The 26,510-nt window shown below is 62.9% G+C and carries 28 protein-coding genes; 23 read left to right on the top strand and 5 right to left on the bottom strand.

Annotated elements, in window-relative coordinates; translation table 11 throughout:
- Positions 1–14 precede the first annotated feature (14 nt).
- Genes AN189_RS00140 through AN189_RS00125 form a run of 4 tightly spaced genes read left to right on the top strand, consistent with a single transcriptional unit; the run spans position 15 to position 4,221 of the window.
- A complete protein-coding gene (locus AN189_RS00140; protein WP_056029206.1) occupies positions 15–638 on the top strand; it encodes a CDP-alcohol phosphatidyltransferase family protein in 624 nt (207 codons plus the stop codon).
- Complete coding sequence (locus AN189_RS00135) at positions 635–1,828, top strand: ABC transporter substrate-binding protein (RefSeq protein ID WP_056029204.1); 1,194 nt, start codon at positions 635–637, stop codon at positions 1,826–1,828. Before AN189_RS00140 ends, AN189_RS00135 begins: the two co-directional genes overlap by 4 nt.
- 58 nt (positions 1,829–1,886) lie before the next feature.
- Positions 1,887–3,596: an ABC transporter permease gene (locus tag AN189_RS00130; RefSeq protein WP_056029201.1), complete on the top strand. Its 1,710-nt coding sequence runs from the start codon at positions 1,887–1,889 to the stop codon at positions 3,594–3,596.
- On the top strand, positions 3,589–4,221 hold the full coding sequence (locus AN189_RS00125) for an ATP-binding cassette domain-containing protein (protein ID WP_056029198.1): 633 nt from the start codon (positions 3,589–3,591) through the stop codon (positions 4,219–4,221). Before AN189_RS00130 ends, AN189_RS00125 begins: the two co-directional genes overlap by 8 nt.
- Here the strand turns inward: AN189_RS00125 and crtC are convergent.
- Both crtC and crtD read right to left on the bottom strand, forming a co-directional pair.
- Positions 4,218–5,057, bottom strand: coding sequence for a carotenoid 1,2-hydratase (gene crtC / locus AN189_RS00120; RefSeq protein WP_056029195.1), 840 nt, complete (start codon positions 5,055–5,057; stop codon positions 4,218–4,220). The two genes, AN189_RS00125 and crtC, sit on opposite strands and share 4 nt — an antisense overlap.
- A gap of 71 nt (positions 5,058–5,128) precedes the next feature.
- Positions 5,129–6,601 carry a 1-hydroxycarotenoid 3,4-desaturase CrtD gene (gene crtD / locus AN189_RS00115; protein ID WP_056029192.1) on the bottom strand — a complete coding sequence of 491 codons (1,473 nt, stop codon included), beginning with the start codon at positions 6,599–6,601 and terminating at the stop codon, positions 5,129–5,131.
- 88 nt (positions 6,602–6,689) lie between these two features.
- On the opposite strand from crtD, the gene AN189_RS00110 reads away from it, so the two are divergent.
- From AN189_RS00110 to AN189_RS00045, 14 genes are all read left to right on the top strand, one after another.
- Positions 6,690–7,565 (top strand): polyprenyl synthetase family protein, encoded by an 876-nt coding sequence (locus AN189_RS00110; protein WP_056029190.1) that lies wholly within the window; start codon positions 6,690–6,692, stop codon positions 7,563–7,565.
- Complete coding sequence (locus tag AN189_RS00105) at positions 7,562–8,689, top strand: methyltransferase (RefSeq protein WP_056029187.1); 1,128 nt, start codon at positions 7,562–7,564, stop codon at positions 8,687–8,689. Before AN189_RS00110 ends, AN189_RS00105 begins: the two co-directional genes overlap by 4 nt.
- A 100-nt stretch (positions 8,690–8,789) precedes the next feature.
- Positions 8,790–9,725, top strand: coding sequence for a chlorophyll synthesis pathway protein BchC (bchC, locus tag AN189_RS00100; RefSeq protein WP_056029185.1), 936 nt, complete (start codon positions 8,790–8,792; stop codon positions 9,723–9,725).
- Positions 9,722–10,726, top strand: a complete 1,005-nt coding sequence (locus AN189_RS00095) for a chlorophyllide a reductase iron protein subunit X (RefSeq protein WP_056029182.1) — start codon at positions 9,722–9,724, stop codon at positions 10,724–10,726. The genes bchC and AN189_RS00095 overlap by 4 nt, the downstream gene beginning before the upstream one ends.
- Complete coding sequence (gene bchY / locus AN189_RS00090; RefSeq protein ID WP_253279516.1) at positions 10,719–12,317, top strand: chlorophyllide a reductase subunit Y; 1,599 nt, start codon at positions 10,719–10,721, stop codon at positions 12,315–12,317. Before AN189_RS00095 ends, bchY begins: the two co-directional genes overlap by 8 nt.
- Positions 12,318–12,426: 109 nt before the next feature.
- Positions 12,427–13,878 (top strand): chlorophyllide a reductase subunit Z, encoded by a 1,452-nt coding sequence (bchZ, locus tag AN189_RS00085; RefSeq protein ID WP_056029179.1) that lies wholly within the window; start codon positions 12,427–12,429, stop codon positions 13,876–13,878.
- Entirely contained in the window at positions 13,875–14,096 is a 222-nt protein-coding gene (gene pufQ, locus AN189_RS00080; protein ID WP_056029176.1) for a cytochrome PufQ, read from the top strand. The genes bchZ and pufQ overlap by 4 nt, the downstream gene beginning before the upstream one ends.
- A 108-nt stretch (positions 14,097–14,204) precedes the next feature.
- Positions 14,205–14,363, top strand: coding sequence for a light-harvesting antenna LH1, beta subunit (gene pufB, locus AN189_RS00075; protein WP_056029173.1), 159 nt, complete (start codon positions 14,205–14,207; stop codon positions 14,361–14,363).
- Between the two features lie 12 nt (positions 14,364–14,375).
- Entirely contained in the window at positions 14,376–14,543 is a 168-nt protein-coding gene (pufA, locus tag AN189_RS00070; RefSeq protein ID WP_056029170.1) for a light-harvesting antenna LH1, alpha subunit, read from the top strand.
- Between the two features lie 95 nt (positions 14,544–14,638).
- Positions 14,639–15,472 (top strand): photosynthetic reaction center subunit L, encoded by an 834-nt coding sequence (pufL, locus tag AN189_RS00065; RefSeq protein WP_056029167.1) that lies wholly within the window; start codon positions 14,639–14,641, stop codon positions 15,470–15,472.
- A gap of 13 nt (positions 15,473–15,485) precedes the next feature.
- Positions 15,486–16,415: a photosynthetic reaction center subunit M gene (gene pufM, locus AN189_RS00060; RefSeq protein WP_056029164.1), complete on the top strand. Its 930-nt coding sequence runs from the start codon at positions 15,486–15,488 to the stop codon at positions 16,413–16,415.
- A gap of 12 nt (positions 16,416–16,427) precedes the next feature.
- The gene (gene pufX / locus AN189_RS00055; RefSeq protein WP_056029161.1) at positions 16,428–16,670 is read left to right on the top strand and encodes an RC-LH1 core complex protein PufX; all 243 of its coding nucleotides are present in this window, start codon (positions 16,428–16,430) and stop codon (positions 16,668–16,670) included.
- A gap of 291 nt (positions 16,671–16,961) precedes the next feature.
- On the top strand, positions 16,962–17,852 hold the full coding sequence (locus AN189_RS00050; protein WP_056029158.1) for an SPFH domain-containing protein: 891 nt from the start codon (positions 16,962–16,964) through the stop codon (positions 17,850–17,852).
- The gene (locus tag AN189_RS00045) at positions 17,852–18,121 is read left to right on the top strand and encodes a hypothetical protein (RefSeq protein ID WP_056029155.1); all 270 of its coding nucleotides are present in this window, start codon (positions 17,852–17,854) and stop codon (positions 18,119–18,121) included. The genes AN189_RS00050 and AN189_RS00045 overlap by 1 nt, the downstream gene beginning before the upstream one ends.
- Positions 18,122–18,233: 112 nt before the next feature.
- On the opposite strand, the gene AN189_RS00040 is transcribed toward AN189_RS00045, so the two are convergent.
- Together AN189_RS00040 and pyrF are read right to left on the bottom strand one after the other, a co-directional pair.
- Positions 18,234–18,446, bottom strand: a complete 213-nt coding sequence (locus AN189_RS00040; RefSeq protein WP_056029152.1) for a hypothetical protein — start codon at positions 18,444–18,446, stop codon at positions 18,234–18,236.
- 123 nt (positions 18,447–18,569) lie between these two features.
- Entirely contained in the window at positions 18,570–19,277 is a 708-nt protein-coding gene (gene pyrF / locus AN189_RS00035) for an orotidine-5'-phosphate decarboxylase (protein ID WP_056029149.1), read from the bottom strand.
- 149 nt (positions 19,278–19,426) lie between these two features.
- Between pyrF and AN189_RS19455 the strand changes: the two genes are divergently transcribed.
- The 3 genes from AN189_RS19455 to AN189_RS00020 all read left to right on the top strand — a co-directional run bounded on the left by AN189_RS19455 (position 19,427) and on the right by AN189_RS00020 (position 23,996).
- Positions 19,427–20,350 carry a hypothetical protein gene (locus AN189_RS19455; RefSeq protein ID WP_216597712.1) on the top strand — a complete coding sequence of 308 codons (924 nt, stop codon included), beginning with the start codon at positions 19,427–19,429 and terminating at the stop codon, positions 20,348–20,350.
- Between the two features lie 186 nt (positions 20,351–20,536).
- Positions 20,537–23,140, top strand: a complete 2,604-nt coding sequence (gene clpB / locus AN189_RS00025) for an ATP-dependent chaperone ClpB (RefSeq protein ID WP_056029143.1) — start codon at positions 20,537–20,539, stop codon at positions 23,138–23,140.
- A gap of 124 nt (positions 23,141–23,264) precedes the next feature.
- A complete protein-coding gene (locus AN189_RS00020) occupies positions 23,265–23,996 on the top strand; it encodes a M48 family metallopeptidase (RefSeq protein WP_172794822.1) in 732 nt (243 codons plus the stop codon).
- 67 nt (positions 23,997–24,063) lie between these two features.
- Here AN189_RS00020 and AN189_RS00015 read toward each other — a convergent pair whose 3' ends face one another.
- Positions 24,064–24,546, bottom strand: a complete 483-nt coding sequence (locus AN189_RS00015; RefSeq protein ID WP_056029140.1) for a fasciclin domain-containing protein — start codon at positions 24,544–24,546, stop codon at positions 24,064–24,066.
- A gap of 294 nt (positions 24,547–24,840) precedes the next feature.
- On the opposite strand from AN189_RS00015, the gene msrP reads away from it, so the two are divergent.
- Together msrP and AN189_RS00005 are read left to right on the top strand one after the other, a co-directional pair.
- Positions 24,841–25,743 (top strand): protein-methionine-sulfoxide reductase catalytic subunit MsrP, encoded by a 903-nt coding sequence (gene msrP, locus AN189_RS00010; protein WP_056029137.1) that lies wholly within the window; start codon positions 24,841–24,843, stop codon positions 25,741–25,743.
- A complete protein-coding gene (locus AN189_RS00005; RefSeq protein ID WP_056029134.1) occupies positions 25,743–26,384 on the top strand; it encodes a sulfite oxidase heme-binding subunit YedZ in 642 nt (213 codons plus the stop codon). The genes msrP and AN189_RS00005 overlap by 1 nt, the downstream gene beginning before the upstream one ends.
- The last annotated feature ends 126 nt before the right edge of the window (positions 26,385–26,510 follow it).

Raw genomic sequence — 26,510 nt, 5'->3', positions numbered from 1 at the left:
GGAGACCCCCGACCATGTTTGACGCCGCCGCACGCCGTCTGATCGACCCGCCGCTGAACCGCGCAGGCGCGCGTCTGGCCGCTGCGGGCTGGACGGCCAATGGTGTGACCTTGCTGGGGCTGGCGCTGGGCGTGCTGTCGGCACTGGTCATCGCGCTGGGCGCGCCGCTGCTGGCGCTGATCCCGCTGTTGGCCAGCCGCATCGCCGACGGTCTGGACGGGGCTGTCGCCCGCGCAACAAAAGGCACCGATTTCGGGGGCTACCTCGATATTGCTGCCGATTTCATGTTCTACGGGGCCGTGCCATTCGCCTTTGTCGTTTTGGACCCCGCGCAAAACACCTTGGCCGGGGCGTTCTTGCTGTTTGCGTTCTATGTCAACGGCACCAGTTTTCTGGGCTACGCCATCCTGGCCGAAAAACACGGCCTGGAAACCCGCGCACAAGGGATCAAATCCTTGTATTATTCAAATGGCATTCTTGAAGGCACCGAGACCATCGTGTTCTTTGTTGTCATCTGCATGTTCCCGGCAGCGTTTCCTGCGCTGGCGTGGATGTTTGGAATGTTGTGTTTTCTGACCGCCGGACTTCGGATTTACGGCGCGTCGCGTATCTTTGTGGATAAAGGACCCTCTACATGAAATATCTCGCTCTACTCGCGGCTGTTGCGGCAACGCCCGCATGGTCGCAGGCTGACCCCGCCGACTGGGATGCCGTGACATCTGCCGCACAGGGGCAGACCGTATTCTGGAATGCCTGGGGTGGTTCCACGACGACCAATGACTTTATCGCGTGGGTCGGAGAGCGTGTGGCCGAGGATTACGGCGTCACGCTGGAACACGTCAAGCTGACGGATACCGCCGATGCCGTGACCCGCGTGCTCAGCGAAAAGCAGGCCGGCACCGACACCGACGGTGCGATCGACATGATCTGGATCAACGGCGCGAATTTCGCCGCGATGAAAGAGGCTGACCTGTTGTTCGGTCCCTTTGCCGAACAGCTACCGAACTGGCAGTATGTCGATGTCGACGGCAAGACCGTTCAGACCGATTTCACCGTCCCCGTCGAAGGCTACGAATCCCCCTGGGCCATGGCGCAGGTCGTGTTCGTCTATGACAGTGCCGACATGGAACCGCTGGGATCGATGCAGGCCATTCTGGATTGGTCCACCGCCAACCCCGGCCGGTTCACCTATCCGCAGCCGCCGGATTTTCTGGGCACCACGTTCCTGAAACAGGTGCTGGTCGATACGCTGGACGATCCCAGCGTACTGCAATCGCCCGCGACGGATGAAAATTACGATACCGTGACGGCTCCGCTGTGGGATTACCTCTATGCGCTGACGCCGACCCTGTGGCGCGAAGGTCGCGCATATCCCGCGACCGGCACGGCCATGTTCCCGCTGATCGCGGATGCGGAACTGGACCTGTCGATTTCCTTTTCGCCGGGTGCAGCATCGACTGCGATCGCAAATTCCGAGCTGCCTGACACCGTGCGGACCTTTGTTCTGGACAAGGGCACCATCGGCAACGCCAGCTTTGTCGCGATCCCCTATAATTCCGGTAGTGCAGAGGGCGCGATGGTCGTCGCGAATTTCCTGATGTCGCCCGAGGCGCAGGCCCGTGCGCAGGACCCCGACGTGCTGGGCTATGGCACGGTGCTGGACATGGACAAACTGGACGCCGATCAGCGCGCGGCCTTTGACGCATTGGAACTGGGCGTGGCCACGCTGTCGCCCGCTGAACTGGGCACCGTTCAGGCCGAACCGCATCCCAGCTGGATGACCCGCATCGCCGATGACTGGGTCACCCGTTACGGCGTCGCGCAGTAACGGTGGCTTTGCCAGGGCTTCAGGTGATCGCAGCGCCCCCTTTCGGGGGCGTTTGCACATGCCGGGTCGTCTTGTGACCCGGCGGCGGTTGTTGCCGGTCCTGCCGGCGCTGACGCTGGTTGCAATGTTGGGGCCGGTGGTGGCGGGTCTCTATGGCACCGTGCTGCCTGCTTTTGGCCATCTGCCCGCAGCGGGGCTGACCGGCCCGTCGCTGGAGGCGATGCGCGGCCTGTTTGACTGGCCGGGGTTGCCGCGTGCGGTGACGCTGTCGCTGACAACAGGGATCACGACGACGGCCATCGCATTGGCCATCGTCATGGGGTTGGTTGCAGGCTGGTCCGGCACGGCGGCGTTCCGCGCGCTGGAACGCGCGCTGTCGCCGCTGCTGTCGGTGCCGCATGCGGCGGCGGCCTTTGGCCTTGCGTTCCTGATCGCGCCCTCGGGCTGGGTGGCGCGGGCCACCTCGCCCTGGTTGACCGGGTGGGACCGGCCGCCCGACCTGTTGATCGTGCAGGACACGTGGGGTCTGACCATGACGGCGGGCCTGGTCATCAAGGAAATTCCGTTCCTGCTGCTGATGACACTGGCAGCACTGGGGCAGACCGACGCGCCTCGCGCCCGCACGATCGCCGCGTCCCTTGGGTATGGGCGCGTCACGGGGTGGCTGAAATGCGTCTTTCCGCGCGTCTATGCGCAGATTCGTCTGCCGGTCTATGTCGTGCTGGCCTACGGCATGAGCGTTGTTGACGTGGCGGTGATCCTCGGGCCGAACACGCCGCCGCCGCTGTCCGTGCAGATTGTCCGCTGGATGGGAGAGCCGGATTTCGCGGCCCGCCTGCTGGCCAATGCGGGGGCCCTGCTGCAACTGGCGCTGGTGATCGCGGCACTGGCCGTCTGGCGGCTGGCCGAAGGCGTCGTCGCCTGGGCGGGACGGCGCTGGATCGCTACTGGCGGGCGGTTTTGCGGTGACCGCGCGATCGCCGCCACGGCACTGGGCCTGTCAGCGACCGCGGCCTTTGCGATTGCTGGGGGAATTGCCGTGCTGGTGGTCTGGTCGTTTGCGGGGTTCTGGGGATTCCCCGATGCGATGCCTGACGCGCTGACATTGAAAAACTGGATGCGCCATGCCGCCGGATTGGGCGACGCACTGACGCAGACCGCCGTGATCGCCATCAGCGTCACTGCCGTGGCATTGGTCCTGACGATCGGCTGTCTGGAGGCCGAGCATCGGCACGGTTTGCGTATGACGCGGCGCGGCATGTGGTTGCTGTATCTGCCGCTGATCATTCCGCAGACGGCGTTTTTGCCGGGGCTTCAGACCTTGCTCTTGAATGCGGGTGCAGACACTGGGCAGGCACCGGTCATGCTGGCGCATCTTGTCTTCGTTTTGCCCTATGTCTACCTGTCGCTGGCCGATCCGTTTCGCGCATGGGACGTGCGCAACGCGACCGTTGCGGCGGCCTTGGGGGCCTCGCCCGACAGGGTGCTGTGGCGCGTGCGCCTGCCGATGCTGTTGCGCCCGTTGCTGACGGCCACGGCCATTGGCCTGTCGGTCAGTGTCGGACAATATCTGCCCACGCTGCTGATCGGCGGCGGCCGGGTATCGACCCTGACGACCGAGGCGGTGGCACTTGCCTCTGGTGGGGACAGACGGGCCATCGCGACCTACGGGCTGATGCAGACCGCGGCGGCGCTGGTGCCATTCGCGCTGGCCCTTGGCATACCCGCGCTGATCTGGCGCAACCGCAAAGGACTGCAACATGGATAAGGGGCTGACCCTGCAGGATGTCCGCATCTCGAAAAACGGCGCGCCGATGGTGTCGCTGGACTGGCATATCGGGCCGGGGCAGGTGCTATCGGTCATGGGGCCGTCCGGTGTGGGCAAATCGACGTTGCTGTCGTTTGTCACCGGCACGCTTCCCCCTGCCTTTGCCGCCACCGGGCGCGTCCTGCTGGATGGCCGCGACGTGACGGACGCCGCACCGCACCAACGCATGATCGGTATCCTGTTTCAGGACGACCTGCTGTTTCCCCATCTGAGCGTGGGCGAAAACCTGGCCTTTGGCCTGCGGCCCGGCGGCAGCCGTAGCCAGCGCCGCGCCAAGGTGGATGCGGCCCTCGCCGAGGTCGATCTGGCGGGTTTTGCCGACCGCGATCCCGCAACGCTCTCGGGGGGGCAAAAGGCGCGGGTCGCTTTGATGCGGATGCTGCTGTCAGATCCCTGTGCCCTGCTGCTGGACGAAGCGTTTTCCCGTCTGGATGCAGCGCTGCGCGCGCAGGTCCGCGATCTGGTCTTTGCCCGCGCGCGCGACCGCGATCTGCCCGTGCTGATGGTCACGCATGATGCAGAGGATGCGGCCGCGGCGGGTGGTGCTGTCGTGACGCTGGGCTAGAACGTCCAGCCCGCGCGGCGCGGCACCCGACAGGCCAGCATCGGTTTCAGCAGCGGTTGCCGGTAGCGGGTCAGGTCCAGCGCCTCGTGCACGCCGGTGACGGCTTCGCCGTTCAGCACGGTGTCCACGGTGCTGCGCGAATAGAACGGCGCATCAAGCATGTTCAACCGCTGTTTCGGCGTGACACCGGGATCGGCCCGCGTTTCACGTTTCACCTGCCACAGGGACCGTTTGAACGGGGTCAGCGGGGGGGCGGCGACATGGGCCGCACCGCCATCACGGTCAAAGGCGATTGCGGTTTCGAACCCGCTGCCATCGCGCAGGGTCGCATCATAGAAACACGTGGCTCCGGTGGCTGTCGGGTATCGCCCCCATGTCCAGAAATCGAAATCCGCCTCCAGCGCGCGGGTGCCGAAATTGGCGTCGAAATAGCCATGACCGTCCCATTGCCAGCCATCGGCCTCCAGATCGACGGTAATATCGGCGATGGGCGCAAAGGGGCGCCAGATATGCGCGCCGTCCGTGGTCAGCGGCAATTCCACCCCGGTCACCGCTTGCGGCGTCAGCGTGATCGTGCCGCGCACCCGGCTGATGATGGGGGGACCACTGATTTCGTCGAGGGAAATCTCCAGTTTGCCGTCCTGCCAATGCATGGATGAAGGGCCGACGGTCAGCGCGTCGTCAGTGGTGCGCAAGGCCGCGCGGCCTCGGTCGGTCATGGTGAACCGGGCACCGGGTCCGTAGGTGGCGACATTGATGCAGCAGTGGTTCGCAGGATCGCGGCGGCCAGACCATTTGTACCACGGCGAAAACACCGATCCGATAAATCCGATCACGCTGACGGCCCGTTTGCCGTCATGGCTGACGCCATCGACATACCACCAGGCATAGCCGTCGGGTGGAACCTCTAGGTCAAAGACAGGTCGTGTTTCATCGCCTCTGCCGCATGCTGGCCGGAGAGTGCGGCCATCGGCACCCCCGCCCCTGGGTGCGCCCCGCCCCCGCACAGGTACAGTCCCGGCAGGGTCGTGCGCGCGGTCGGGCGCTGAAACGCCGCCATCGTCCCCTGCGGGGATCGCCCGTACAACGCGCCGTCGCTGGCCGGAAACAGCGTCGCGAATTCCTGCGGCCCGGTGATCGTCACCGGCCCCGGACTGAAGGTCAGGCCGAACTGCCGCATCCGATCGAACATCATGGTCTTGCATTGGTCGTCTTCCTTCTTGTCGGTGGGCAGGGGCGGTGCGTTGCGGATGATTTCAAACCGGTGCAGCGCATCGGCGGCGACATGGCCGTGGTCCTGCGAACACAGGTAGAGCGTGGCATCTGCGGGGGTGCGGCCCTTGGCGATCTCATCGAATTCGACGTTGGGCGTGTCGGCAAAGAGCACGGTGTGATGCGCCAGTGGCAGGCCCCGAGGTGTGGCGGCGAAACTTGCCACATGGGCGGACAGGCTGCGCGGCCGGATGTTTTCGGGTCTGACGGTCGGACGCGTTGCCGGACCCAGCAGGCCTTGGGCGATGGCCTGCGGGTCGCCGTTGAACAAGACCGCATCCACGTCGAGGGTGCCGCCGGTGTATTCCAGTCTGGCGACCCTGCCGCCTTGTGCCGCAAGGCGGTGGACAGGCGTGTTGTAGTGAAACCTTGCCCCCGCCTCTTGTGCCAGTCGCGCGAGCGTTACGGCCAGTTGATGCATGCCGCCCGTGACGGTCCACACCCCCCGTGCCTCTGCCGCCCAGATCAACGACAGCAATGCGGGTGACTGCTGCGGCGCGCCGCCCACATAGGTGGCGTAGCGTGCAAACAACTGCGCCAGCCGCGGGTCGCCAAAGCTGCGCCGCACCAGCCCAGCCAGTGAGAGATGCGGGGCCATGTCAAGCGCAAGGCCCGGTTGCCGCGCGACACGTCCCGCCATGGCGGCCAGTCCGGGTGCGGCGGTTTTCATCATCGGGCCCTCGAAGGCATCAAAGAGCCGCACCGCACGGGCCGAAAACCGGCGCAATTCATCAGCGGCACGCGGCCCAAAGACATCGGCCACCCGCGCCAGGCTGTCGTTGGGATCGGCCATCAGGTCCAGCATCGTGCCGTCCGGCCAATAGTGGCGGGCCAACGTATCCAGCGGCGTCAGCGTGACGTGGTCGTCCAGCTGCAACCCGGCTGCGGCAAACAGGTCGTCAAAGACCCCGCGCATTGTCAGCACGGTGGGTCCTGCGTCGATCGGGCCGGCCGCACTGGCGATCGTGCGCATCTTGCCGCCGGGGGTCGGTTGCGCCTCGAATACCGTCACGCGTGCGCCGGCCTGTGCCAGTCGCAATGCTGCGGCCAGCCCGCCGATACCGGCGCCGACGATGGCAATGACGGGTGGGGTCGTGCGCGATGTCATGGTGCATTGTTGACAGCAGGCCCAAAACTGTCCAGTCTGATTTACACAAAGCTGTCAGAAATAAATGACAACCTGCGGAGTGCGTCCAATGCCACTGACCCAACGGATCGAAACCGCTATTCAGCGGGCCATCGCAACCGGGCGGGGCGGGCTGGCACCCACGCGGCTTGCTGCGGCGCTGGATTACGCCACTGCGCCGGGGGGCGCACGTATCCGGCCCACGATTCTTTTGTCCGTCGCGCGCGCCTGTGGCGATGATGCGCCGTCGCTCGCGGATGCGGCTGCGGCCGCGCTTGAATTGATCCATTGCGCCAGCCTCGTGCATGACGACCTGCCTTGTTTTGACGATGCCGACACCCGCCGGGGCAAGCCGTCGGTCCATCGCGCCTATTCCGAGCCGCTGGCAGTTCTGGCGGGTGACAGCCTGATCGTGATGGGGTTTCAGACCCTCGCACGTGCGGCGGCACAGCACCCCGCGCGCGCGATTGCATTGATCGACGCGCTGGCGACACGCACCGGGATGCCGGACGGCATCTGCGCAGGACAAGGGTGGGAGAGCGAGGACGCCATCGACCTCGCGGCCTATCACCGGTCCAAGACCGGTGCGCTGTTCATTGCGGCGACGACGATGGGTGCCATCGCGGCGGGCCAGGAGGCGGAGCCGTGGGAAGAACTGGGCGACCGGATCGGTGAGGCATTTCAGGTTGCGGACGATCTGCGCGACGCGCTGTGCAGCGCCTCTGATCTGGGCAAACCTGCCGGTCAGGACGATCTGCACGGACGGCCGAACGCCGTTGCGGCGCTAGGGGTGCGGGGGGCTGTGGCGCGGTTCGACGACGTTCTGGGCGGTGCCATCGCATCAATCCCGGCCTGCCCCGGAGAGGCGGCGCTGGCGGGCATGGTGCGCGCCTATGCTGACCGGTTGGTGCCTGCGGTCGCCAGACAACCCGTGCCGGGCGAATGACGGCGATCGACGACCGGCCTGCGCGACCGGGTATGCGGACCTCGCGCTGGACCCGCCTGATGGCTGATCCTGTGTTTCAGGCGCGCTGTGCCCGCATTCCGCTGCTGCGTCGCCTTGTCCGGCGCGAAGGCGAGGCGATGTTCGATCTGGTCGCCGGGTTTTGCCACAGTCAGATTTTGCAGGCCTTTGTGCGTTTCGACATACCGGCGCAATTGCTCGACGCCCCGTCACCGACGGCGGCGCTGGCGCAACGTGCCTCGGTCCCGCTGCGCAACATGACGCTGTTGCTGAATGGCGCGGCCAGTCTGGGTCTGCTGCGGCAGAGGCGCGGCCTGTGGCAGCTGACGACGCGGGGGGCTGCGCTGGCCGGTGTGCCGGGGTTGCAGCAGATGATCGCGCACCACGATGTCCTCTACCGCGACCTGTCGGACCCGGTCGCCTTTTTCCGCGATGAGGTGACCACAGAGCTCGCGGATTTCTGGCCCTATGTCTTTGGTGCGGGCGGTGCGGCTGACCCAGCCGTGGCGCAGACCTATTCACAGCTGATGGCTGACAGTCAGTCGCTGGTGGCGCAGGATACGCTGGATGCGGTGGATCTGGGGCGCGCGCGCTGCATCATGGATGTCGGGGGTGGCACGGGTGCGTTTCTGACGGCAGTCGGTGCGCGGCACGCTGCGCCACAGCTGATGCTGTTTGACCTGCCTGCCGTCGTGCCCGCCGCCCGGCAGAGATTCGCGCAGGCCGGGCTGTCGGCGCGCACGACAATCCATGCGGGATCATTCCGCGACGATCCGCTGCCAAAAGGCGCAGATGTCATCACCCTTGTGCGGGTTCTCTACGACCATGCGGACGATACGGTGGTGGCGCTGCTGCGGTCGATCCGGGGCGCACTGCCGCCGGGCGGACGCATCATCGTGTCAGAGCCCATGACCGGGGGCCCGCGCCCGACGCGTGCCGGAGATGCTTATTTTGCGCTCTATTGCCAGGCGATGCGCACGGGTGCGGCGCGGTCTCGGGGGCAGGTGTCAGACCTCTTGGTGCAGGCCGGATTCGGGGATGTCCGGATGCCACGATCCGCGCGGCCCTTCGTCACGGGTGTCGTGACGGGTGTAAACCCAAGTTGACACATGTAATGTCTAACCGGGTTGACACAACGCCGCGTCAGGTTAAAGTGACAGTTGCCCCAAGGTCGCAACGATCCTGTGGGAAACGTGGGAAAGCTTCGTGAATACTGACGCCATCCTCTTGCATGAGCCGCGCCGTATCGGTGTCGAATCGGTGGCCTTGACGCCGCCGTCTGCCGGGGATGTTGTCGTGGCTGTGCGCCACTCGGGCATTTCCACCGGAACCGAAAAGCTGTTCTGGTCCGGTGCGATGCCGCCGTTTCCCGGCATGGGCTACCCGCTGGTGCCCGGCTACGAGGCAACGGGAGAGGTCGTCGAATCGCATGACCCGACAGTGCCTGTCGGTGCAACCGTCTTTGTTCCCGGTGCCACCTGCTACCGCGATGCGCATGGTCTGTTCGGGGCCTCTGCAGCGACACTGGTCACACCGGCTGCGCGGGTCACGGAAATGGACGCAGGCCACGGGCCTGCCGGTGCCTTGCTGGCCCTCGCCGCGACCGCCTATCACGCGATGACGGGCGCTGGTAAATCCGCTCCTGACCTCATTGTGGGCCACGGCACTCTGGGTCGCCTGCTGGCCCGTCTGACCGTGCTGTCTGGCGCTCCCGCCCCGACCGTCTGGGACATCGACCCCGCGCGGCGTGGTGGTGCGCAGGGGTATGATGTCCTCGATCCCGCCACCGATCAGCGCCGCGATTACAACGCGATCTACGACGCGTCCGGCCAGGCCAGCCTGCTGCCGGACCTCATCGGTCGGCTGGCCAAGGCCGGCGAGATCACGCTGGCCGGGTTCTATACCGATCCGATCCAGTTCGCCTTTGCCCCGGCTTTCATGCGCGAAGCCCGCATCCGCATCGCCGCCGAATGGCAGGCCTCCGACATGATCGCCACCCGCGACCTGGTCGAGGGCGGGTTTTTGAACCTGTCCGACCTCATCACCCACACGCGCCCGGCGCGTGACGCGGCAGAGGCCTATCATACGGCCTTTACCGACACCGCTTGCCTGAAAATGATCCTCGATTGGAACGCCGCATGAAAGACGAAATCCCGAACCTCAAGGATTACGATCGCACCCTGCGCGACGAGGCCAATGCAGAGGCCACGCTCGAGGTGCCTCAGGGGGAACCCACGTCCAAGACGCAGATCATCGCGATCTACGGCAAGGGTGGCATCGGCAAATCCTTCACGCTGGCGAACCTGTCGCACATGATGGCCGAAATGGGCAAACGCGTGCTGCTGATCGGCTGCGATCCCAAATCCGACACGACCTCTTTGCTGTTCGGCGGCAAGGCCTGTCCCACGATCATCGAAACCTCTTCAAAGAAGAAACTGGCCGGCGAAGAGGTCAAGATCGGTGACGTCTGTTTCAAGCGCGGCGGCGTGTTTGCGATGGAACTCGGCGGGCCGGAGGTCGGTCGCGGCTGTGGTGGCCGCGGTATCATCCACGGGTTCGAACTGCTGGAAAAGCTCGGCTTTCACGATTGGGATTTCGATTACGTCCTGCTCGATTTTCTCGGCGACGTGGTCTGCGGCGGATTTGGTCTGCCCATCGCACGGGACATGGCGCAAAAGGTCATCCTGGTGGCGTCCAACGACCTGCAATCTCTGTATGTGGCAAACAACGTCTGCTCTGCAGTGGAATATTTCCGCAAGATGGGCGGCAACGTCGGGGTCGCGGGCCTCGTGATCAACAAGGACGATGGCACCGGTGAGGCGCAAGCCTTTGCAAAGGCCGTCGATATCCCGGTCCTGTCCGCCATCCCCCAAGACGATGATCTGCGCAAGAAATCGGCGAACTATCAGATTGTCGGCACGCATAAATCGCAGTGGGGCCCGATGTTCGAGGGCCTGGCAGAGGCCGTGGGCATCGCGCCCCCCGTCCGCCCGACGCCGCTGGATCAGGACGGCCTGCTCGCCCTGTTCGACAGCAAGGACACGGGCGGCGACTATGAACTGGTGCCCGCCACCGACACGGACATGCGCGGCAAGCATGGTGCCATCAAGGACAGCCTCGAGGTCATCTATGACGATGCGTGAGGGATTTCACGTCAGCAAGGACGCTTCCGGCGCGGTCATGGTGACCGCGGCCCCGGCTTCTTCTGGTCAAAAATATCCCGGGGGAGATGCGATAGCATCGGGGGCAGAGCCCCCTGCTGACGCAGGTCTGTGCGCATCGAAATCCGAACTGGACACCGCCGCGCGCAATGCGGGCCAATCCGACATTCTCGACCAATATGCGGTCGATTATCCCAAGGGACCGCACGACCAGCCACAATCGATGTGCCCCGCATTCGGGTCGCTGCGTGTCGGTTTGCGGATGAAACGCGTGGCGACGGTCCTGTCGGGTTCTGCCTGCTGCGTCTACGGCCTGACGTTCGTGTCGCATTTCTACGGCGCGCGCCGGTCTGTTGGTTATGTGCCGTTCAATTCTGAATCGCTGGTCACGGGCAAGCTGTTCGAGGACATCCGCGAAAGCGTTCACGACATGGCAGATCCCGATCGCTACGACGCGATCGTGGTGACGAACCTCTGCGTGCCGACCGCGTCCGGTGTGCCGCTGCGGTTGCTGCCCAGGGACATCAACGGCGTGCGCATCATCGGAATCGATGTGCCCGGTTTCGGCATCCCCACCCATGCCGAGGCAAAGGACGTTCTCGCAGGGGCGATGCTGAACTATGCCCGTGCCGAGGCAGAGGCCGGACCCGTCGCGCGCCCCGAGCGCGCAGCATCGGATCTGCCCGCCGTCGCCCTGTTGGGCGAAATGTTCCCCGCCGATCCGATGATGATCGGTGCCATGCTGGCCCCGATGGGCCTGTCTGCCGGTCCAACTGTCCCGACCCGTGAATGGCGTGAGCTCTACGCAGCACTCGACTGTGGCGTCGCGGCGGCGATCCATCCGTTCTACACCGCAAGCGTGCGCGAATTTCAGGCCGCCGGCCGCAGGGTTGTCGGTTCTGCACCAGTCGGACTGGATGGCACCGCCGCATGGCTGGCGGGTATCGGCGACGCTTACGGTATCGCTGCTGACAAAATCGCTGCTGCACAAAACGCTTTCCTGCCTGCGATCAAGGGCGCTCTGTCCGGGGCGCAGGTCAAGGGCACGATCACGGTGTCGGGCTATGAGGGCTCTGAATTGCTGGTCGCACGGCTGCTGATCGAAAGCGGCGCACATGTGCCCTACGTGGGCACGGCTTGCCCCAAGACGCCCTGGTCTGCCGATGATGCAGCCTGGCTGGAGGCGAAGGGCGTCAAAGTCAAATTCCGTGCGAGCCTCGAGGATGATCTGTCGGCCATGGAAGGCGTGCGTCCCGACCTTGCGATCGGCACGACGCCGGTCGTGCAAAAGGCCAAGGAGCTGGGCATCCCGGCGCTGTATTTCACCAACCTGATTTCCGCCCGGCCCCTGATGGGGCCTGCCGGGGCGGGCAGCCTGCAACAGGTTGTCACCGCCGCGATGAGCAATACCGACCGGATGGCCAGGATGAAGGGCTTTTTCGAGGGTGTGGGCCATGGCGACACAGCCGGTGTCTGGGAAGGCGCACCCAACCTGCGACCCGATTTTCGTGCCCAGCACCAGAAGAAGCTGGATAAACAGGCCCGCGCCGCCAAAGCGGAGCAGATGATATGATGTCTGCATCCCGTTCATATGTGGTGGGTGGGCCCGCCCACCCACCCCTCGCGGGGCGCTGCCCCGGACCCCGGAGTATTTCGGGCAAGATGATGCGGAGGGCCGCCCCATGCTAGTCACGGATCATGACCGGGCAGGCGGGTATTGGGGGGCTGTCTACGCGTTCTGCGCCACCAAGGGTCTGCAGGTTGTCATTGACGGTCCTGTGGGTTGTGAAAACCTGCCTGTGACCTCTGTTCTGCATTACACAGACGGGTTGCCGCCGCACGAGCTGCCGATCGTCGTCACCGGTCTGGGTGAGACCGAGATGGGCGAAGGCACCGAAGCGGCGATGAAACGCGCCTGGCAGGTGTTGGATCCGGCACTGCCCGCGGTTGTCGTGACCGGGTCCATTGCCGAGATGATCGGGGGCGGTGTCACGCCGCAGGGGACCAATATCCAGCGTTTCCTGCCGCGCACCATTGACGAGGATCAGTGGGAATCGGCGGACCGTGCGATGACATGGCTGTTCACCGAATTCGGCCAGACCAAGGGGCGTATGCCCCCCGAGAAAAAGCGCGAAGAGGGTGCGGCCCCGCGGGTCAACATCCTGGGTCCGATGTACGGCACGTTCAACATGCCGTCCGACCTGGCCGAAATCCGGCGTCTGGTCGAAGGCATCGGCGCTGACGTCAACATGGTCATGCCACTGGGCAGCCATCTGGCCGAGATGCGCAACCTTGTGAATGCCGACGTCAACATTTGCATGTACCGCGAATTCGGTCGCGGTTTGTGCGAGGTGCTGGGCAAGCCATATCTGCAAGCCCCCATGGGGATCGAACAGACGACGAAATTTCTGCGCACTTTGGGTGGTTTGCTGGGCCTCGACCCTGAACCATTTATTGAGCAGGAAAAGCATTCCACGCTGAAACCGATCTGGGATCTGTGGCGGTCGGTCACGCAGGACTTTTTTGCGACATGCGAATTCGCCGTGGTCGCGAACGAAACCTACACCCGCGGTATCCGCAATTACCTGGAAACCGATTTGGGGTTTCCCTGTGCCTTTGCCGTGTCCCGTGTGCGCGGGAAAAAGACGAACAACGACGAGGTGCGGCACATGATGCACACCAAACGTCCGCTGATCGTCTTGGGTTCGATCAACGAGAAAATGTACATGGCCGAGATGAAGGCCGGGTTTGGTCCGGCACCTGCGTTCATTCCCGCCAGTTTTCCCGGGGCCGCAATCCGCAGGCACACCGGCACGCCGTTCATGGGCTATGCGGGCGCGACCTACCTGCTGCAAGAGGTTTGCAACGGGCTGTTCGATGCCCTGTTCCACATCCTGCCGCTGGGGTCCGACATGGACGCGGGCCCGGCGACACCGACCACCACACGGCAATTGCCGTGGGATGCCGACGCACAGGCGCGTCTGGATGAAATCGTGGCCAGCCATCCGATCCTGACCCGGATCTCGGCGGCCAAATCATTGCGCGACGCCGCTGAAAAATCGGCCCGCGACAACGGGGACGACCGCGTGGTGCTGACCACCGTGGCGGCGCTTCAATCAGGAGGACAGACATGACTGACTTCACCACAAACCAGATGGTCCGCGACCGCACGGCACCGCCGAAACGCGAGTATTATGCGTATTTCGCGCTGATCTTTGCGGCGACGCTGCCGCTGTCGCTGCTGACATGGGTGCTGAAGGCCGCGCGCCGGATGGAGCTGCCCGAAAAGGGCCCCATCGCCAGCGCCTGGAGCCAGGCCCGCATCATCACGCCGCACATCTTCAGTGCCTAGCGTTTCGAATTTCGCCGGTCCCCGGACTTGCGGATACCACGAGGGAGGAGCCCTCGTAAGACCCGGCCGCCGGGGTGCGCGGCGTCAGTTCAAAGTTGGAGACTAACGATGGCTGATAAAACTGACCTGTCCTTTACAGGTCTGACAGACGAGCAAGCGCAGGAGCTGCACACAGTCTACATGAGCGGATTTGCGATCTTTACCGCGGTCGCAGTCGTCGCTCACGTACTGACGTACATCAAACTGCCCTGGTTCAACTGGAGCTAAAGGAGACCTATCATGGCACAGTTCTACAAGATCTGGCTCATTTTCGATCCGCGCCGCGTTTTCGTGGCACAGGGCGTCTTCCTTTTTCTGCTGGCAGCGATGATTCACCTCGTCCTGCTGAGCAATCCGGAGACGAACTGGTTCAACCGTGCATTCGGTAGCGAAATGGCCGCTGAATAAGCATTGAAACTTCGCCGAGGGCGGGGTGACCCGCCCTCGGTAAACAACAAACGATACGGCCATGGGGGCCGCGTCACGCAACGAGGGGACGCATAATGGCGCAACTCAGCTTCGAGCGAAAATACCGCGTCCGCGGCGGGACGCTTGTCGGAGGAGACCTGTTCGATTTCTGGGTGGGGCCGTTTTATGTCGGCTTCTTCGGGGTCGTGACCTTCTTCTTTTCGGCCTTGGGCACAATTCTGATTTTCTACGGTGCAAGCCAGGGACCGACCTGGAACCCGTGGTTGATTTCCATCGATCCACCCAGCCTGGAGGTGGGCCTTGGGGCCGCGCCACTGCTGGAAGGCGGGTTGTGGCAGATCATCACCATCTGCGCCGTGTTCGCCTTTGTCGGCTGGATGATGCGAGAGGTCGAAATCTGTCGCAAGCTGGGCATCGGCTATCACGTGCCGTTCGCATTCGGCGTCGCGATTTTCGCCTATGTCACACTGGTCATCATCCGCCCCGTCCTGATGGGCGCCTGGGGTCACGGATTTCCCTACGGCATCTTCAGCCACCTCGATTGGGTCAACAACGTGGGATATGCCTACGGCAACTTCCACTATAACCCCGCCCACATGGTCGCGATCAGCTTCTTCTGGATCACGGCGCTGGCGCTGGCGTTGCATGGATCGCTGATCCTGTCGGCCATGAACCCCGCGCGCAAGGGCGACATCGTGCGTTCGCCCGATCACGAAGACACCTATTTCCGCGATCTCATCGGTTATTCGATCGGGCCGCTGGGCATCCACCGTCTGGGCCTGTTCCTGGCGCTGATGGCCGGTTTCTGGTCGGCCGTCTGCATCGTGATTTCCGGCACCATCTGGTTCGAGGAATGGATCGTCTGGTGGGACTGGTATTACGAACTGCCCTGGTGGGTGAACCTGTAAGGAGGAATGAGACATGCCTGAGTATCAAAACATCTTTACGGCCGTCCAGGTTCAGGGTCCTCCCGAAATGGGCGTCAGCGAAGGCGATCTGACCACCGATTTCGAACGGTCCAAGAAGGCGGGCTTTTCGACGCTGGCGGGTATTTTCGGCAACGCCCAGATCGGCCCGGTTCATCTGGGGCCATACGGTCTGGTCGCGGTCATCGGATTTGCTGCATGGTTCTTTATCATCGGCATGGCGTTCTGGGATCAGGCGGATTATTCGCCGGGGATCTTCTTGCGCGATCTGTTCTGGCTGTCGCTGGACCCGCCGTCGGCCGATTATGGTCTGGGCTTTGCCCCGCTGGACGAAGGCGGCTGGTGGCTGATTTCCAGCTTCTTCTTTGGGGTGGGATGCATCGCATGGTGGATCCGCACCTATACCCGCGCCACGGCGCTGGGCATGGGACACCACGTCAGCTGGGCCTTTGCGGCACTGTTGTGGCTGATCTTTGTGCTGAACTTCTTTCGTCCGATTGCCATGGGCAGCTGGTCCGAAGGCGTCCCCTACGGCGTGTTCAGCCACCTCGATTGGACCAACCTGTTTTCGATCACCTACGGAAACCTGTTCTACAATCCGTTCCACGCGCTTTCGATCGCATTCCTTTATGGCTCTGCCCTGCTGTTCGCGATGCATGGCGCAACCATTCTGGCCGTTAGCCGTTTCGGCGGCGACCGAGAGCTGGAACAGATCGTGGACCGCGGCACGGCCACGGAACGCGCCGCCCTGTTCTGGCGCTGGACCATGGGGTTCAACGCCACGATGGAAGGCATTCACCGCTGGGCCTGGTGGTTCGCTGTCCTGACGCCGCTGACCGGCGGCATCGGGATCCTGCTGACCGGCACGGTTGTCGACAACTGGTTCGCCTGGGCACAGATCCACGGCTATGCGCCAGTCAACTAAGGAGCGTGCGATATGAGTAGCGACGAAACTTCGACCAACTTGCTGGGCGTCAGCAACAAGTCCCGGCTGGCTGGTGACGTGCTGATGCTGATGCTCAAGGGGGCAGGCTATGCCGCGATCGTGGTTCTGTCGATCTGGGCGGTGATCGCAATCATCGCGCTGATCGGACGCGCCCTGCCCGAAGAGAGCAGGCAGCAACCCGACCCCACGCCGCTGTCGTGGGACATGTCCATCACGGATCTGAAGCAGGTCTGACAAGTGTTTCCCCGGCGCGCGTCATGCGCCGGGGCATAGGGATCGGTCGACTGTTTCCAGTCGGTCCGGTGGGTGCCTCGCTTCCCGGCTGCGGCACCTGTTCCCGTCCTGTTGGCTACAGGGCTGAACGTCGTCGGACCCAGGTCCGGCGGCGTTCTTTAGTTTCTACCCTGTCCGCGGTTTGGTCAAATGATTTGCGAGCAGCGTAAAATCGACCGCGCTGGGTCAAACTGGATCATTGCAACGCATCCCGTGCTAACATAGCTCTGTCGCAACAATCTGGGGGCGATCATGGTCGAGGACGTGTTTTTGCAAATTTTGGCTGACAATCTGGTTCTGATCCTGCTTGCGATCTTTTTGATCGTCTGCATTCTTGCGGGTGTCCGGATCGTGCCGCAGTCCGAAAAATTCGTTGTCGAACGCCTGGGCCGCCTGCGGGCCGTGCTGGGGCCGGGGATCAATTTCATCATTCCGTTCCTGGACAGGGTCAAACATCAGGTCAGCATCCTGGAACGTCAGTTGCCCACGATGCAGCAGGACGCGATCACATCGGACAACGTGTTGGTGCAGGTGGAAACGAGCGTGTTCTACCGCATCATCGAACCCGAAAAGACGGTTTACCGGATTCGCGATGTGGACGGTGCCATCGGCACCACGGTCGCAGGCATCGTCCGGTCAGAGGTCGGTCGTATGGAACTGGACCAGGTGCAATCCAACCGGTCCAGCGTGATTGCCGCCGTGCGCGAACAGCTGGCCCAACAGGTGGATGACTGGGGGATCGAGGTGACGCGCGCTGAAATTCTGGACGTCAACCTGGATGCCGCCACCCGTGCCGCGATGCTGCAACAGCTGAACGCCGAACGCGCCCGCCGCGCCCAGGTGACCGAGGCCGAGGGCAAGAAGCGGTCGGTCGAATTGCAGGCTGATGCCGACCTTTACGCCGCCGAGCAAGAGGCCAAGGCCCGTCGCGTTCTGGCCGACGCCGAAGCCTATGCCACGCAGGTGGTGGCGGTCGCCATCGCAGAAAACGGATTGGAAGCCGCGCAATATCAGGTTGCACTGAAACAGGTCGAGGCGCTGAACAAGCTGGGGTCGGGGCCGGGCAAGCAGACCATCATCCTGCCCGCCGACGCGGTCGAGGCCTTTGGCAACGCGTTCAAAATGCTGCGGGGCAAGGTCTGATGGCGTTGTGGTCTGTCTGGTGGGTCTGGATGTCGGCGGCGCTGGCACTTGCCACGCTCGAGGTGATGGTGCCGGGCTATATCTTCCTGGGCTTCGCTGCTGGCGCGGCCGCACTCGCACTGATCCTGCTGGTTGCGCCAATCAACGCGCTGGCCTGGGTGCTGGTGATTTTTGCGGTCCTGTCATTGCTGGCCTATCTGGCGATGCGCCGGGTCTTTGGACTTCCGGGGTCCAAACCCAAGGTCTGGGACCGCGATATCAATGACTAAAAAATGGGCCCGCCATGATGTGACGGGCCCACAGTAAAAGGTCGGCCAAGGGGTGCGACCACTCTTGGGACAGAGGCAGGGATCGCAGCCGAACCTTCGGAAGGGATGGGGTTCAGACGTGGGACAGCAGGTTCGATCCGCTGTCGGACATGCGCAAGGCGTGGCGTGCAAGGCCGGATTTGACGCGTTCCATGTCCATCGTCATCGGGCCTGCGACCTGGCAGGGATAGCGGTACGTCTGGCCTGCACGCCGAATGTCGACGCGTGCTTCGAATGCGCCGGCGGTGGCGTTGTAGCTGACGGAACCGAGGTTGATCTGTGTCATCGTGTTACTCCTGCGCAAAAGGCCAGCGAATTCCGTTGCTTGGCCCTGACTGTTGCAAGAGTAACGAGCCGTCTGCGGAAAAAGTTCCGGGCTCGTATAAAAAACGTTTACATCGCCTGATTGCTATGGGCAGGCATTCATCTGCGCGAGAATCGATTGCGCGGCTGACTTGGGGTCCTTGTCTTGCCAGATCGGGCGGCCGACGACGATGTGGTCGGCCCCGTCCTGTATGGCGCTTTGTGGTGTGGCGACGCGTTTCTGGTCCCCCAATGCAGCACCCGACGGACGCACCCCCGGTGTGACGATCAGGCGGCCTTGCGATTCGGGCAGGGCGCGGATCGCTGCGGCCTCTTGGGGGGATGCAATGATGCCGTCAGCGCCTGCGTCAAAGGCGCGGCTTGCACGTTCGACCACCAGATCGGGCAGCGCGCCACTGCGGATCATGGACGCGTCCAGATCGGCGCGGTCCAGCGACGTCAGGATCGTCACGGCAAGGATTTTCAGATCACTCCCGGCGGCCCCCTGTTTGGCGGCGCGCACCACATGAGGATCGCCATGGACTGTCAGGAAATCGATGTCGAACTGGGCAAACCCCCGCACCGCAGCCTCGACCGTGGCCCCGATGTCGAACAGCTTCATGTCCAGAAAGATACGCTTGCCCTGGTCCTGCTTGAGTTCGTTGGCCAGCGCGAGGCCGCCACCGGTCAACATGCCCAATCCGATCTTGTAGAATGACACTGCATCCCCGAGGGTTTGCGCCAGTTCCAGCCCTGCAATCACATTGGGCACATCAAGGGCGACAATCAGACGGTCATCGGCGGGCAGGGACATGGCAACTTCCTTTTTGCGGGTAAATGTCGTTTAGGGAAGGAACCGAAAAAGGGCAATGTGACGGGCCGGTCTGAATTGACCACATCCCGCGAAACCCTATTTATAGATGAACGCGCCGGATCAGGCGAAAGATGAAGGATGAGACACAGATGGCGAATTCAACTGGCGGTATGTCCGGCAACCCGTTTTTCATGATTGTCGGCCTCGGGGTCGGTGCCGCGGCACTGATCGCAATCGCCATCGCGGCGACATCGCCGCATGTCGGAGAGGCTGTAGGGTCCGGTCCGCAGGTCGATGTCGTCGAAGAGGACGAACCGGCCACAGCTGATGACGCCATGGAAGAGCCTGCCGCAGACGACATGACCGAAGAGGCCGCACCGGCTGAGGACGAGGCTGCACCGGCGGAGGAAGAAGCTGCTCCGGCGGAGGAAGAAGCTGCTCCGGCGGAGGAAGAAGCTGCTCCGGCCGAGGAAGAGGCTGCTCCGGCCGAGGAAGAGGCCGCACCGGCTGAGGAAGAGGCCGCACCGGCTGAGGAAGAGGCTGCTCCGGCTGAGGAAGAGGCTGCACCGGCTGAGGAAGAGGCCGCACCGGCCGAGGAAGAGGCTGCACCGGCTGAAGAAGAAGCTGCACCGGTTGAGGAGGAAACTGCACCGGCTGAAGAAGAAGCTGCACCGGCTGAGGAAGCAAGCGACAACGCCGCATCCGAGGCCGTGGAAGAGGCGACCGATGGTGACACCGTCGGTGAAAACGCGCCCGATCCCGATACAGCGGTCGAAGAGCAAAGCGGCAATGCCGTCACGCCCGAAGATACCGATGCCACGACCACCCCGACGTCTGACACGGCAGCCGAGGCCCCCACGGGTGCTGATGCAGAGGCCGCAACCGAGGATGCACCTGCACAGACCGAGGGCGACGACAGCGTCACCACCGAAAGCGGTCTGGTCATCGACGAGGTCGTCGATCCCGATCAGGGTGCCGCAGGCGGTCCTGATCCGGACGGTGGTGCTGCACCGTTCTTTCCGACACCTTCCGGTCCCGAAGGTGCTGACGGCAATGCGCTGACCAACAACTGATCTAGGTCTTGATGACCTGACGAAACGCGGCCCCGATTGCGGGCCGCGTTTTGCGTTTGAGGCGCGTAGAAATCGACTGCGGCAGACTTGCAACACCTGCTGACCCCACCCATTTCTGTTCTGAGGCCCAGAACGGGCGTGCCGCAAAGCGGGCGCCGAGACAGGGTGCTTTACAGGAGAGATGACATGAACCTCGAAAAATTCACGGAACGGTCGCGCGGTTTCATACAGGCTGCCCAGACCATCGCGATGCGCGAAGATCATCAGCGCGTCTTGCCCGAACACCTGTTGAAGGCCGTCATGGACGACGAACAGGGTCTGGCCAACAATCTGATCACCCGGGCCGCTGGCGATGCTGCGGCAGTGCGTGCCGCCGTCGATGCCGCCGTGGCCAAACTGCCAAGCGTCACTGGCGGCAGTGGCCAGATCTACGTCGATACCTTGACGGCCAAGGTGCTGGACGAGGCCGAAAAGCTGGCGTCCAAGGCCGGTGACAGCTTTGTTCCCGTCGAACGTATTTTGACGGCGCTGGCCGTGGTCAAATCCAAGGCCAAGGATGCGCTGGACGCGGGCAAGGTAACGGCCATGGGTCTGAACAGCGCGATCAACGACGTGCGCAAGGGGCGCACGGCCGACAGCGCAAGCGCCGAAGACGGCTATGACGCGCTGAACAAATACGCCCGCGACCTGACCGAAGCCGCCCGCGAAGGAAAAATCGACCCGATCATTGGCCGGGACGAGGAAATCCGCCGCGCGATGCAGGTGCTGTCGCGCCGGACCAAGAACAACCCTGTGCTGATCGGCGAACCCGGCACCGGCAAAACCGCAATCGCAGAGGGTCTGGCCCTGCGGATCGTCGATGGCGACGTGCCGGAGAGCCTGCGTAACAAGCGCCTGATGGCGCTGGACATGGGTGCGCTGATCGCTGGTGCGAAATACCGCGGCGAATTCGAAGAACGTCTCAAGGCGATCCTCAAGGAGATCGAGGCCGCCGCAGGCGAGGTGATCCTGTTCATCGACGAGATGCACACGCTGGTGGGTGCGGGCAAATCGGATGGTGCGATGGACGCGGCCAACCTGATCAAACCCGCCCTTGCCCGTGGCGAGCTGCACTGCGTGGGCGCGACGACGTTGAACGAATACCGCAAGTATGTCGAAAAGGATGCGGCCCTTGCGCGGCGGTTCCAGCCGATCATGGTCGAGGAACCGACCGTTGTGGATACCATCAGCATTCTGCGTGGCATCAAGGAGAAATACGAGCTGCACCACGGCGTGCGGATCGCGGATGCCGCATTGGTCGCTGCTGCCACACTATCGCACCGCTACATCACCGACCGGTTCCTGCCCGACAAGGCGATCGACCTGATGGACGAGGCCGCCAGCCGGCTGCGGATGGAAGTGGACAGCAAGCCAGAGGCACTGGACGCGCTGGACCGCGACATCATGCAAAAGCAGATCGAACAAGAGGCCCTGCGCAAGGAAGACGATGCCGCGTCCAAGGAACGGCTGGCCCGGCTGGAAAAGGATCTGGCCGAATTGCAGGAACGCGCTTCGGAAATGACGGCCGCCTGGCAGGCCGAGCGTGACAAGCTGGAAGGCGCGCGCGAGGTCAAGGAACAGCTGGACCGCGCCCGCGCCGAGTTGGACATCGCCAAGCGCGAGGGCAACCTCGCCAAGGCCGGAGAGCTGTCTTATGGCGTGATCCCCCAGCTGGAACGCAAGCTGGCGGAAACCGACGGTGACGATCAGGTGGTCGAGGATGCCGTGCGCCCTGAACAGATTGCCGAGGTCGTCGAACGCTGGACCGGCATCCCCACGTCCAAGATGCTGGAAGGCGAACGTGACAAGTTGCTGCGCATGGAAGAGGCGCTGGGTGCCCGCGTGATCGGCCAAGAATTTGCCGTGCGCGCGGTATCGAATGCCGTGCGTCGCGCCCGTGCCGGTCTTAACGACGAGGCGCGGCCGCTGGGGTCGTTCCTGTTCCTTGGGCCGACCGGCGTCGGCAAGACCGAACTGACGAAATCGCTGGCCGACTATCTGTTCGACGATGACAACGCGATGGTGCGCATCGACATGAGTGAATTCATGGAAAAACACGCCGTGTCCCGTCTGATCGGCGCGCCTCCGGGCTATGTCGGTTATGACGAAGGCGGCGTACTGACCGAAGCGGTGCGGCGCAGGCCCTATCAGGTCGTGTTGTTCGACGAAGTCGAAAAGGCACACCCTGACGTGTTCAACGTCCTGTTGCAGGTGCTGGATGACGGTATCCTGACCGACGGGCAGGGGCGGCGCGTGGATTTCAAGCAGACCCTGATCATCCTGACGTCCAACCTTGGGTCGCAAGCGCTGAGCCAATTGCCAGAGGGTGTTGATTCCGCCGCGGCCAAACGTGACGTGATGCAAGCGGTGCAGGCGCATTTCCGGCCCGAGTTCCTGAACCGGCTGGATGATACCGTCATCTTTGATCGGCTCAGCCGTGACGACATGGGCGGGATCGTCGATATCCAGTTGCGGCGGTTGGAACGCCGTCTGGAAAGCCGCAACATCTCGCTCGACCTTGATGCAGCGGCGCGGCAGTGGCTTGCCGACGAAGGCTATGACCCGGTCTTTGGTGCGCGCCCGCTCAAGCGCGTGATCCAACGGGCGATTCAGGACCATCTGGCCGAAATGATCCTGGGCGGTGATGTCCGTGACGGGGATACTGTCCGGATCAGCGCGGGTGCAGATGGACTGATCGTGGGCGACAGGGTCAGCGCGACCCGGCAACCCAAACCTGAAATCGTCCACTGAACGCGGATGGGGGCGGGCGATTGCCTGCCCCCCTTTGTTTATGCGGGCCGTGACGGCGCGATGGCGGGGAACCGCGCCATGGTGCAATGTGTTGAAACGCAATCATGTCCAACGGAGGCACCCCATGCGCAGCATGACCATTCGCAGCACGATTTTCGCCAGCATCGCGGCGCTGGGTCTTGCGGCCTGTGATGACGGACCGACACTGGTGTCCGAACAGCAGGTTGCGCAGATGGGATTGCAGGAATGGAATGCGATCCAGCAGCAGGTGCCGGTGTCGAACAACGCGGCCTATCAGAACCGGCTTGATCGGGTGACGCGCCGCCTGCTTGACGCTGCTGGCGAAAATCCTGCCAGTTGGCGCTGGCAGGTGTTTCAGAATCCCGAACCAAATGCCTTTGCCCTGCCGGGGAACAGGATCGGCGTGTTTTCAGGCATGATGCAGATTGCCAGCACCGATGCGGAACTGGCCGCGGTCGTGGGGCACGAGATCGCGCATCTGCAGGCGAATCACGGGGCGGAACGCGTGTCGGCCCAGATGGCCAGCGAAATCGGGTTGAGCGTACTGGATGCTGCATTGGGGGCACGCGAGGTCGCGGGCCGTGAACAGATCGGGTCGGCCCTGGGCATGGGGGTGCAATACGGTGTCCTGCTGCCCTATTCGCGCCGGAATGAGCTGGAGGCAGACCGCCTGGGCATCGCATTGATGGATGCAGCGGGCTACGATCCGCGCGCGGCCCTGACTTTTTGGGAAAAGATGAGCCGCGCCAGCAGTCGCAGCCCCGAATTCCTGACGACCCATCCCGCGCCGAATACGCGGATACAGCAGATCGAGGCGATTATCGCCGATCTGTAGAACCACACCCAGCAACGCAAAAGGCCCCGGCAAATGCCGGGGCCTTTCTCTGTCGCTGACGTGGCGATTACATCGGCGGCAGGATGACGGTGTCGATCACATGGATCACGCCGTTGCTGGCTGCGATGTCGGCGGTCGTGACGGTTGCGTCGTTGACCATCACGGAATCACCCACGGTGATCGTGACATCGGCACCGTTCACGGTGGCGGCGTTCATGCCATCGGTCAGATCCGTGGACATCACGGCACCCGGCACGACGTGATACGTCAGGACGGCGGCCAGTGCTTCGGGATCTGCCAGCAGACCCTCGACGGTGCCTTCGGGCAGCGCGGCGAATGCCTCATCTGTCGGTGCAAACACGGTGAACGGGCCTTCGCCCTTCAGCGTCTCGACCAGGCCAGCGGCCTCAACGGCTGCGACCAGCGTGGTAAAGTTGCCGGCTTCGACAGCGGTATCAACGATGTCTTTTTCAGCGGCGTGGGCGGCGGCAAACGCACCGGTGCCCAAGGTCATCAGGGCGGCGGTCGTCATAAAGGTACGGCGTAGCATTTTGTCGTCTCCTAGTTTGATCCAACAGCGTCATGCGCTGTATGCCCCTCAATGCCTCTCTCGCGCGAAAGTTTCGTGGCCTTCTGCGGCAGCATGTCACTGGTCAAACCCAGGCCTGTCACTAAGCTGCGATAGTTTTATTTTTCAAATGCCATCTGTGTGATTGCCCGTGAGTTTCCGTGATTGAATTCACCGCCTGATTGTGCGGCATTTCAGTGACTGGCTGCATCGTGAGAAACCTTTCAGTCAATCCGTGCGTATATAGAGTGACACCAAAAACCGAGGGAGCGCCGCATGGCCTATCGCTGGAAGAACGACCTGACACCCGCAGACGTCACACCAAAGTCCCTGTTCCTGAACAGGCGTCAGTTGATCGCGGGCACGGCAGGTCTGGGTGCGATTGCCGTAGCAGGCGGCGCGCGGGCGCAGGACGCACTGGTGCCCAACAGCTTTGAGGACATCACGACCTACAACAACTTCTACGAATTCGGCACCGGCAAGACCGATCCCGCACAGAACGCCAGTGCAATGGTGATCGACCCTTGGACGGTGACCATCGACGGTATGGTGGATAACCCGGGTGAATATGCCTTGGCGGATCTGCTGGATGGCCTCGAAACCGAAGAACGCATCTACCGATTCCGCTGTGTCGAGGCTTGGTCGATGGTCGTGCCTTGGAACGGGGTCGAGCTGGCGGATATTCTGGACAAGGTCGGTGTGCAGGACGGCGCGCAATACGTTGCCTTTGAAACGGTGGTGCAGCCCGAGAACATGCCGGGTGTCCGCCGAAACGTCATCGACTTTCCTTATGTCGAGGGTCTGCGTCTGGACGAGGCGCGTCATCCGCTGACGATGATGGCCACCGGGATCTATGGCGAACCGATGCCGAAACAGAATGGCGCACCGATGCGTCTGGTGGTGCCGTGGAAATACGGTTTCAAATCGATCAAGTCGATCGTGCGGATCACGCTGACCGATACCCAGCCGCCCACCACCTGGAACAACATCAACGCGCGTGAATACGGATTCTATTCGAACGTGAACCCGACCGTGGATCACCCCCGGTGGAGCCAGGCGACCGAACGCCTGATTGGCGGCGGTCTGTTCAGCAGCCGTCAGGACACGCTGATGTTCAATGGCTACGAAGAAGAGGTCGCCAGCCTGTATGACGGTATGGACCTGACGGCGAACTACTGATGACCGTTGCTGCGCGTATCAACGGCTGGGTGCGGGTCGTCCCCGCTTGGCCGATCTACATTCTCGCCGTGGTGAACCTGCTGTGGGAATTCTGGCTGGCCCTGAACGGTCTGCGCCAATACGCGGTGGAACCGATCAACGTGCTGGAACGCCAGTACGGTGAAATCGCTCTGATCATGTTGATCGCCGGTCTCTTTATTACACCGATCCGGAACTGGACGGGCGTGAACCTCGTGAAATACCGGCGGGCCATTGGCCTGTCGGCGTTTCTGTTCGTTCTGGCGCATTTCCTGGTCTTTGCTGTGCTTGATGTCCAATCGGTCAGCCGGGTCGTGACCGAGGTGATCAAGCGGCCGTATGTTACCGTCGGATTCGCGGCCTTTGTCCTGCTGATCCCGCTGGCGATCACATCGAACAACCGCAGTATCCGCAAACTGGGCCCGGTGCGGTGGCGCAAGCTGCATATGCTCACCTATCCCATCGTCGTGCTCAGCGGTCTGCATTACATCTGGCTGGTCAAAGGATGGCCGATTGAGCCCTTTGCCTACATGGCCGTGATTCTGGCGTTGCTGTTCGTGCGGATCAAATGGACCGGGATTCGTGATTATCTGGCCAAACGGAACGCGTCTGCATCGTCATAAGTATGTCCGCCCCCCGAGTCGTCTGGGGTCACGCTGATGCGGGGTCATAATCTTCCGATCGGACGCTAGGTCCGTGAACGGAAATTTCCCTAAGGCACCGAAAACATGGAAAAATCGATGATTGTG

It is taken from the genome of Loktanella sp. 3ANDIMAR09, from assembly GCF_001420005.1.
Taxonomy (GTDB): domain Bacteria; phylum Pseudomonadota; class Alphaproteobacteria; order Rhodobacterales; family Rhodobacteraceae; genus Loktanella.
This window is presented reverse-complemented; position numbering and strand designations above follow the sequence as displayed.

What these genes read in the sequence shown, in the direction of transcription:
- AN189_RS00140 (WP_056029206.1), top strand. Translation starts at nt 15, where the DNA reads ATGTTTGACGCCGCCGCACGCCGTCTGATCGACCCGCCGCTGAACCGC.
- AN189_RS00135 (WP_056029204.1), top strand. Translation starts at nt 635, where the DNA reads ATGAAATATCTCGCTCTACTCGCGGCTGTTGCGGCAACGCCCGCATGG.
- AN189_RS00130 (WP_056029201.1), top strand. Translation starts at nt 1,887, where the DNA reads ATGCCGGGTCGTCTTGTGACCCGGCGGCGGTTGTTGCCGGTCCTGCCG.
- AN189_RS00125 (WP_056029198.1), top strand. Translation starts at nt 3,589, where the DNA reads ATGGATAAGGGGCTGACCCTGCAGGATGTCCGCATCTCGAAAAACGGC.
- crtD (WP_056029192.1), bottom strand. Translation starts at nt 6,601, where the DNA reads ATGACATCGCGCACGACCCCACCCGTCATTGCCATCGTCGGCGCCGGT.
- AN189_RS00110 (WP_056029190.1), top strand. Translation starts at nt 6,690, where the DNA reads ATGCCACTGACCCAACGGATCGAAACCGCTATTCAGCGGGCCATCGCA.
- AN189_RS00105 (WP_056029187.1), top strand. Translation starts at nt 7,562, where the DNA reads ATGACGGCGATCGACGACCGGCCTGCGCGACCGGGTATGCGGACCTCG.
- AN189_RS00095 (WP_056029182.1), top strand. Translation starts at nt 9,722, where the DNA reads ATGAAAGACGAAATCCCGAACCTCAAGGATTACGATCGCACCCTGCGC.
- bchY (WP_253279516.1), top strand. Translation starts at nt 10,719, where the DNA reads ATGCGTGAGGGATTTCACGTCAGCAAGGACGCTTCCGGCGCGGTCATG.
- bchZ (WP_056029179.1), top strand. Translation starts at nt 12,427, where the DNA reads ATGCTAGTCACGGATCATGACCGGGCAGGCGGGTATTGGGGGGCTGTC.
- pufQ (WP_056029176.1), top strand. Translation starts at nt 13,875, where the DNA reads ATGACTGACTTCACCACAAACCAGATGGTCCGCGACCGCACGGCACCG.
- pufB (WP_056029173.1), top strand. Translation starts at nt 14,205, where the DNA reads ATGGCTGATAAAACTGACCTGTCCTTTACAGGTCTGACAGACGAGCAA.
- pufA (WP_056029170.1), top strand. Translation starts at nt 14,376, where the DNA reads ATGGCACAGTTCTACAAGATCTGGCTCATTTTCGATCCGCGCCGCGTT.
- pufL (WP_056029167.1), top strand. Translation starts at nt 14,639, where the DNA reads ATGGCGCAACTCAGCTTCGAGCGAAAATACCGCGTCCGCGGCGGGACG.
- pufM (WP_056029164.1), top strand. Translation starts at nt 15,486, where the DNA reads ATGCCTGAGTATCAAAACATCTTTACGGCCGTCCAGGTTCAGGGTCCT.
- pufX (WP_056029161.1), top strand. Translation starts at nt 16,428, where the DNA reads ATGAGTAGCGACGAAACTTCGACCAACTTGCTGGGCGTCAGCAACAAG.
- AN189_RS00050 (WP_056029158.1), top strand. Translation starts at nt 16,962, where the DNA reads ATGGTCGAGGACGTGTTTTTGCAAATTTTGGCTGACAATCTGGTTCTG.
- AN189_RS00045 (WP_056029155.1), top strand. Translation starts at nt 17,852, where the DNA reads ATGGCGTTGTGGTCTGTCTGGTGGGTCTGGATGTCGGCGGCGCTGGCA.
- AN189_RS00040 (WP_056029152.1), bottom strand. Translation starts at nt 18,446, where the DNA reads ATGACACAGATCAACCTCGGTTCCGTCAGCTACAACGCCACCGCCGGC.
- pyrF (WP_056029149.1), bottom strand. Translation starts at nt 19,277, where the DNA reads ATGTCCCTGCCCGCCGATGACCGTCTGATTGTCGCCCTTGATGTGCCC.
- AN189_RS19455 (WP_216597712.1), top strand. Translation starts at nt 19,427, where the DNA reads ATGGCGAATTCAACTGGCGGTATGTCCGGCAACCCGTTTTTCATGATT.
- clpB (WP_056029143.1), top strand. Translation starts at nt 20,537, where the DNA reads ATGAACCTCGAAAAATTCACGGAACGGTCGCGCGGTTTCATACAGGCT.
- AN189_RS00020 (WP_172794822.1), top strand. Translation starts at nt 23,265, where the DNA reads ATGCGCAGCATGACCATTCGCAGCACGATTTTCGCCAGCATCGCGGCG.
- AN189_RS00015 (WP_056029140.1), bottom strand. Translation starts at nt 24,546, where the DNA reads ATGCTACGCCGTACCTTTATGACGACCGCCGCCCTGATGACCTTGGGC.
- msrP (WP_056029137.1), top strand. Translation starts at nt 24,841, where the DNA reads ATGGCCTATCGCTGGAAGAACGACCTGACACCCGCAGACGTCACACCA.
- AN189_RS00005 (WP_056029134.1), top strand. Translation starts at nt 25,743, where the DNA reads ATGACCGTTGCTGCGCGTATCAACGGCTGGGTGCGGGTCGTCCCCGCT.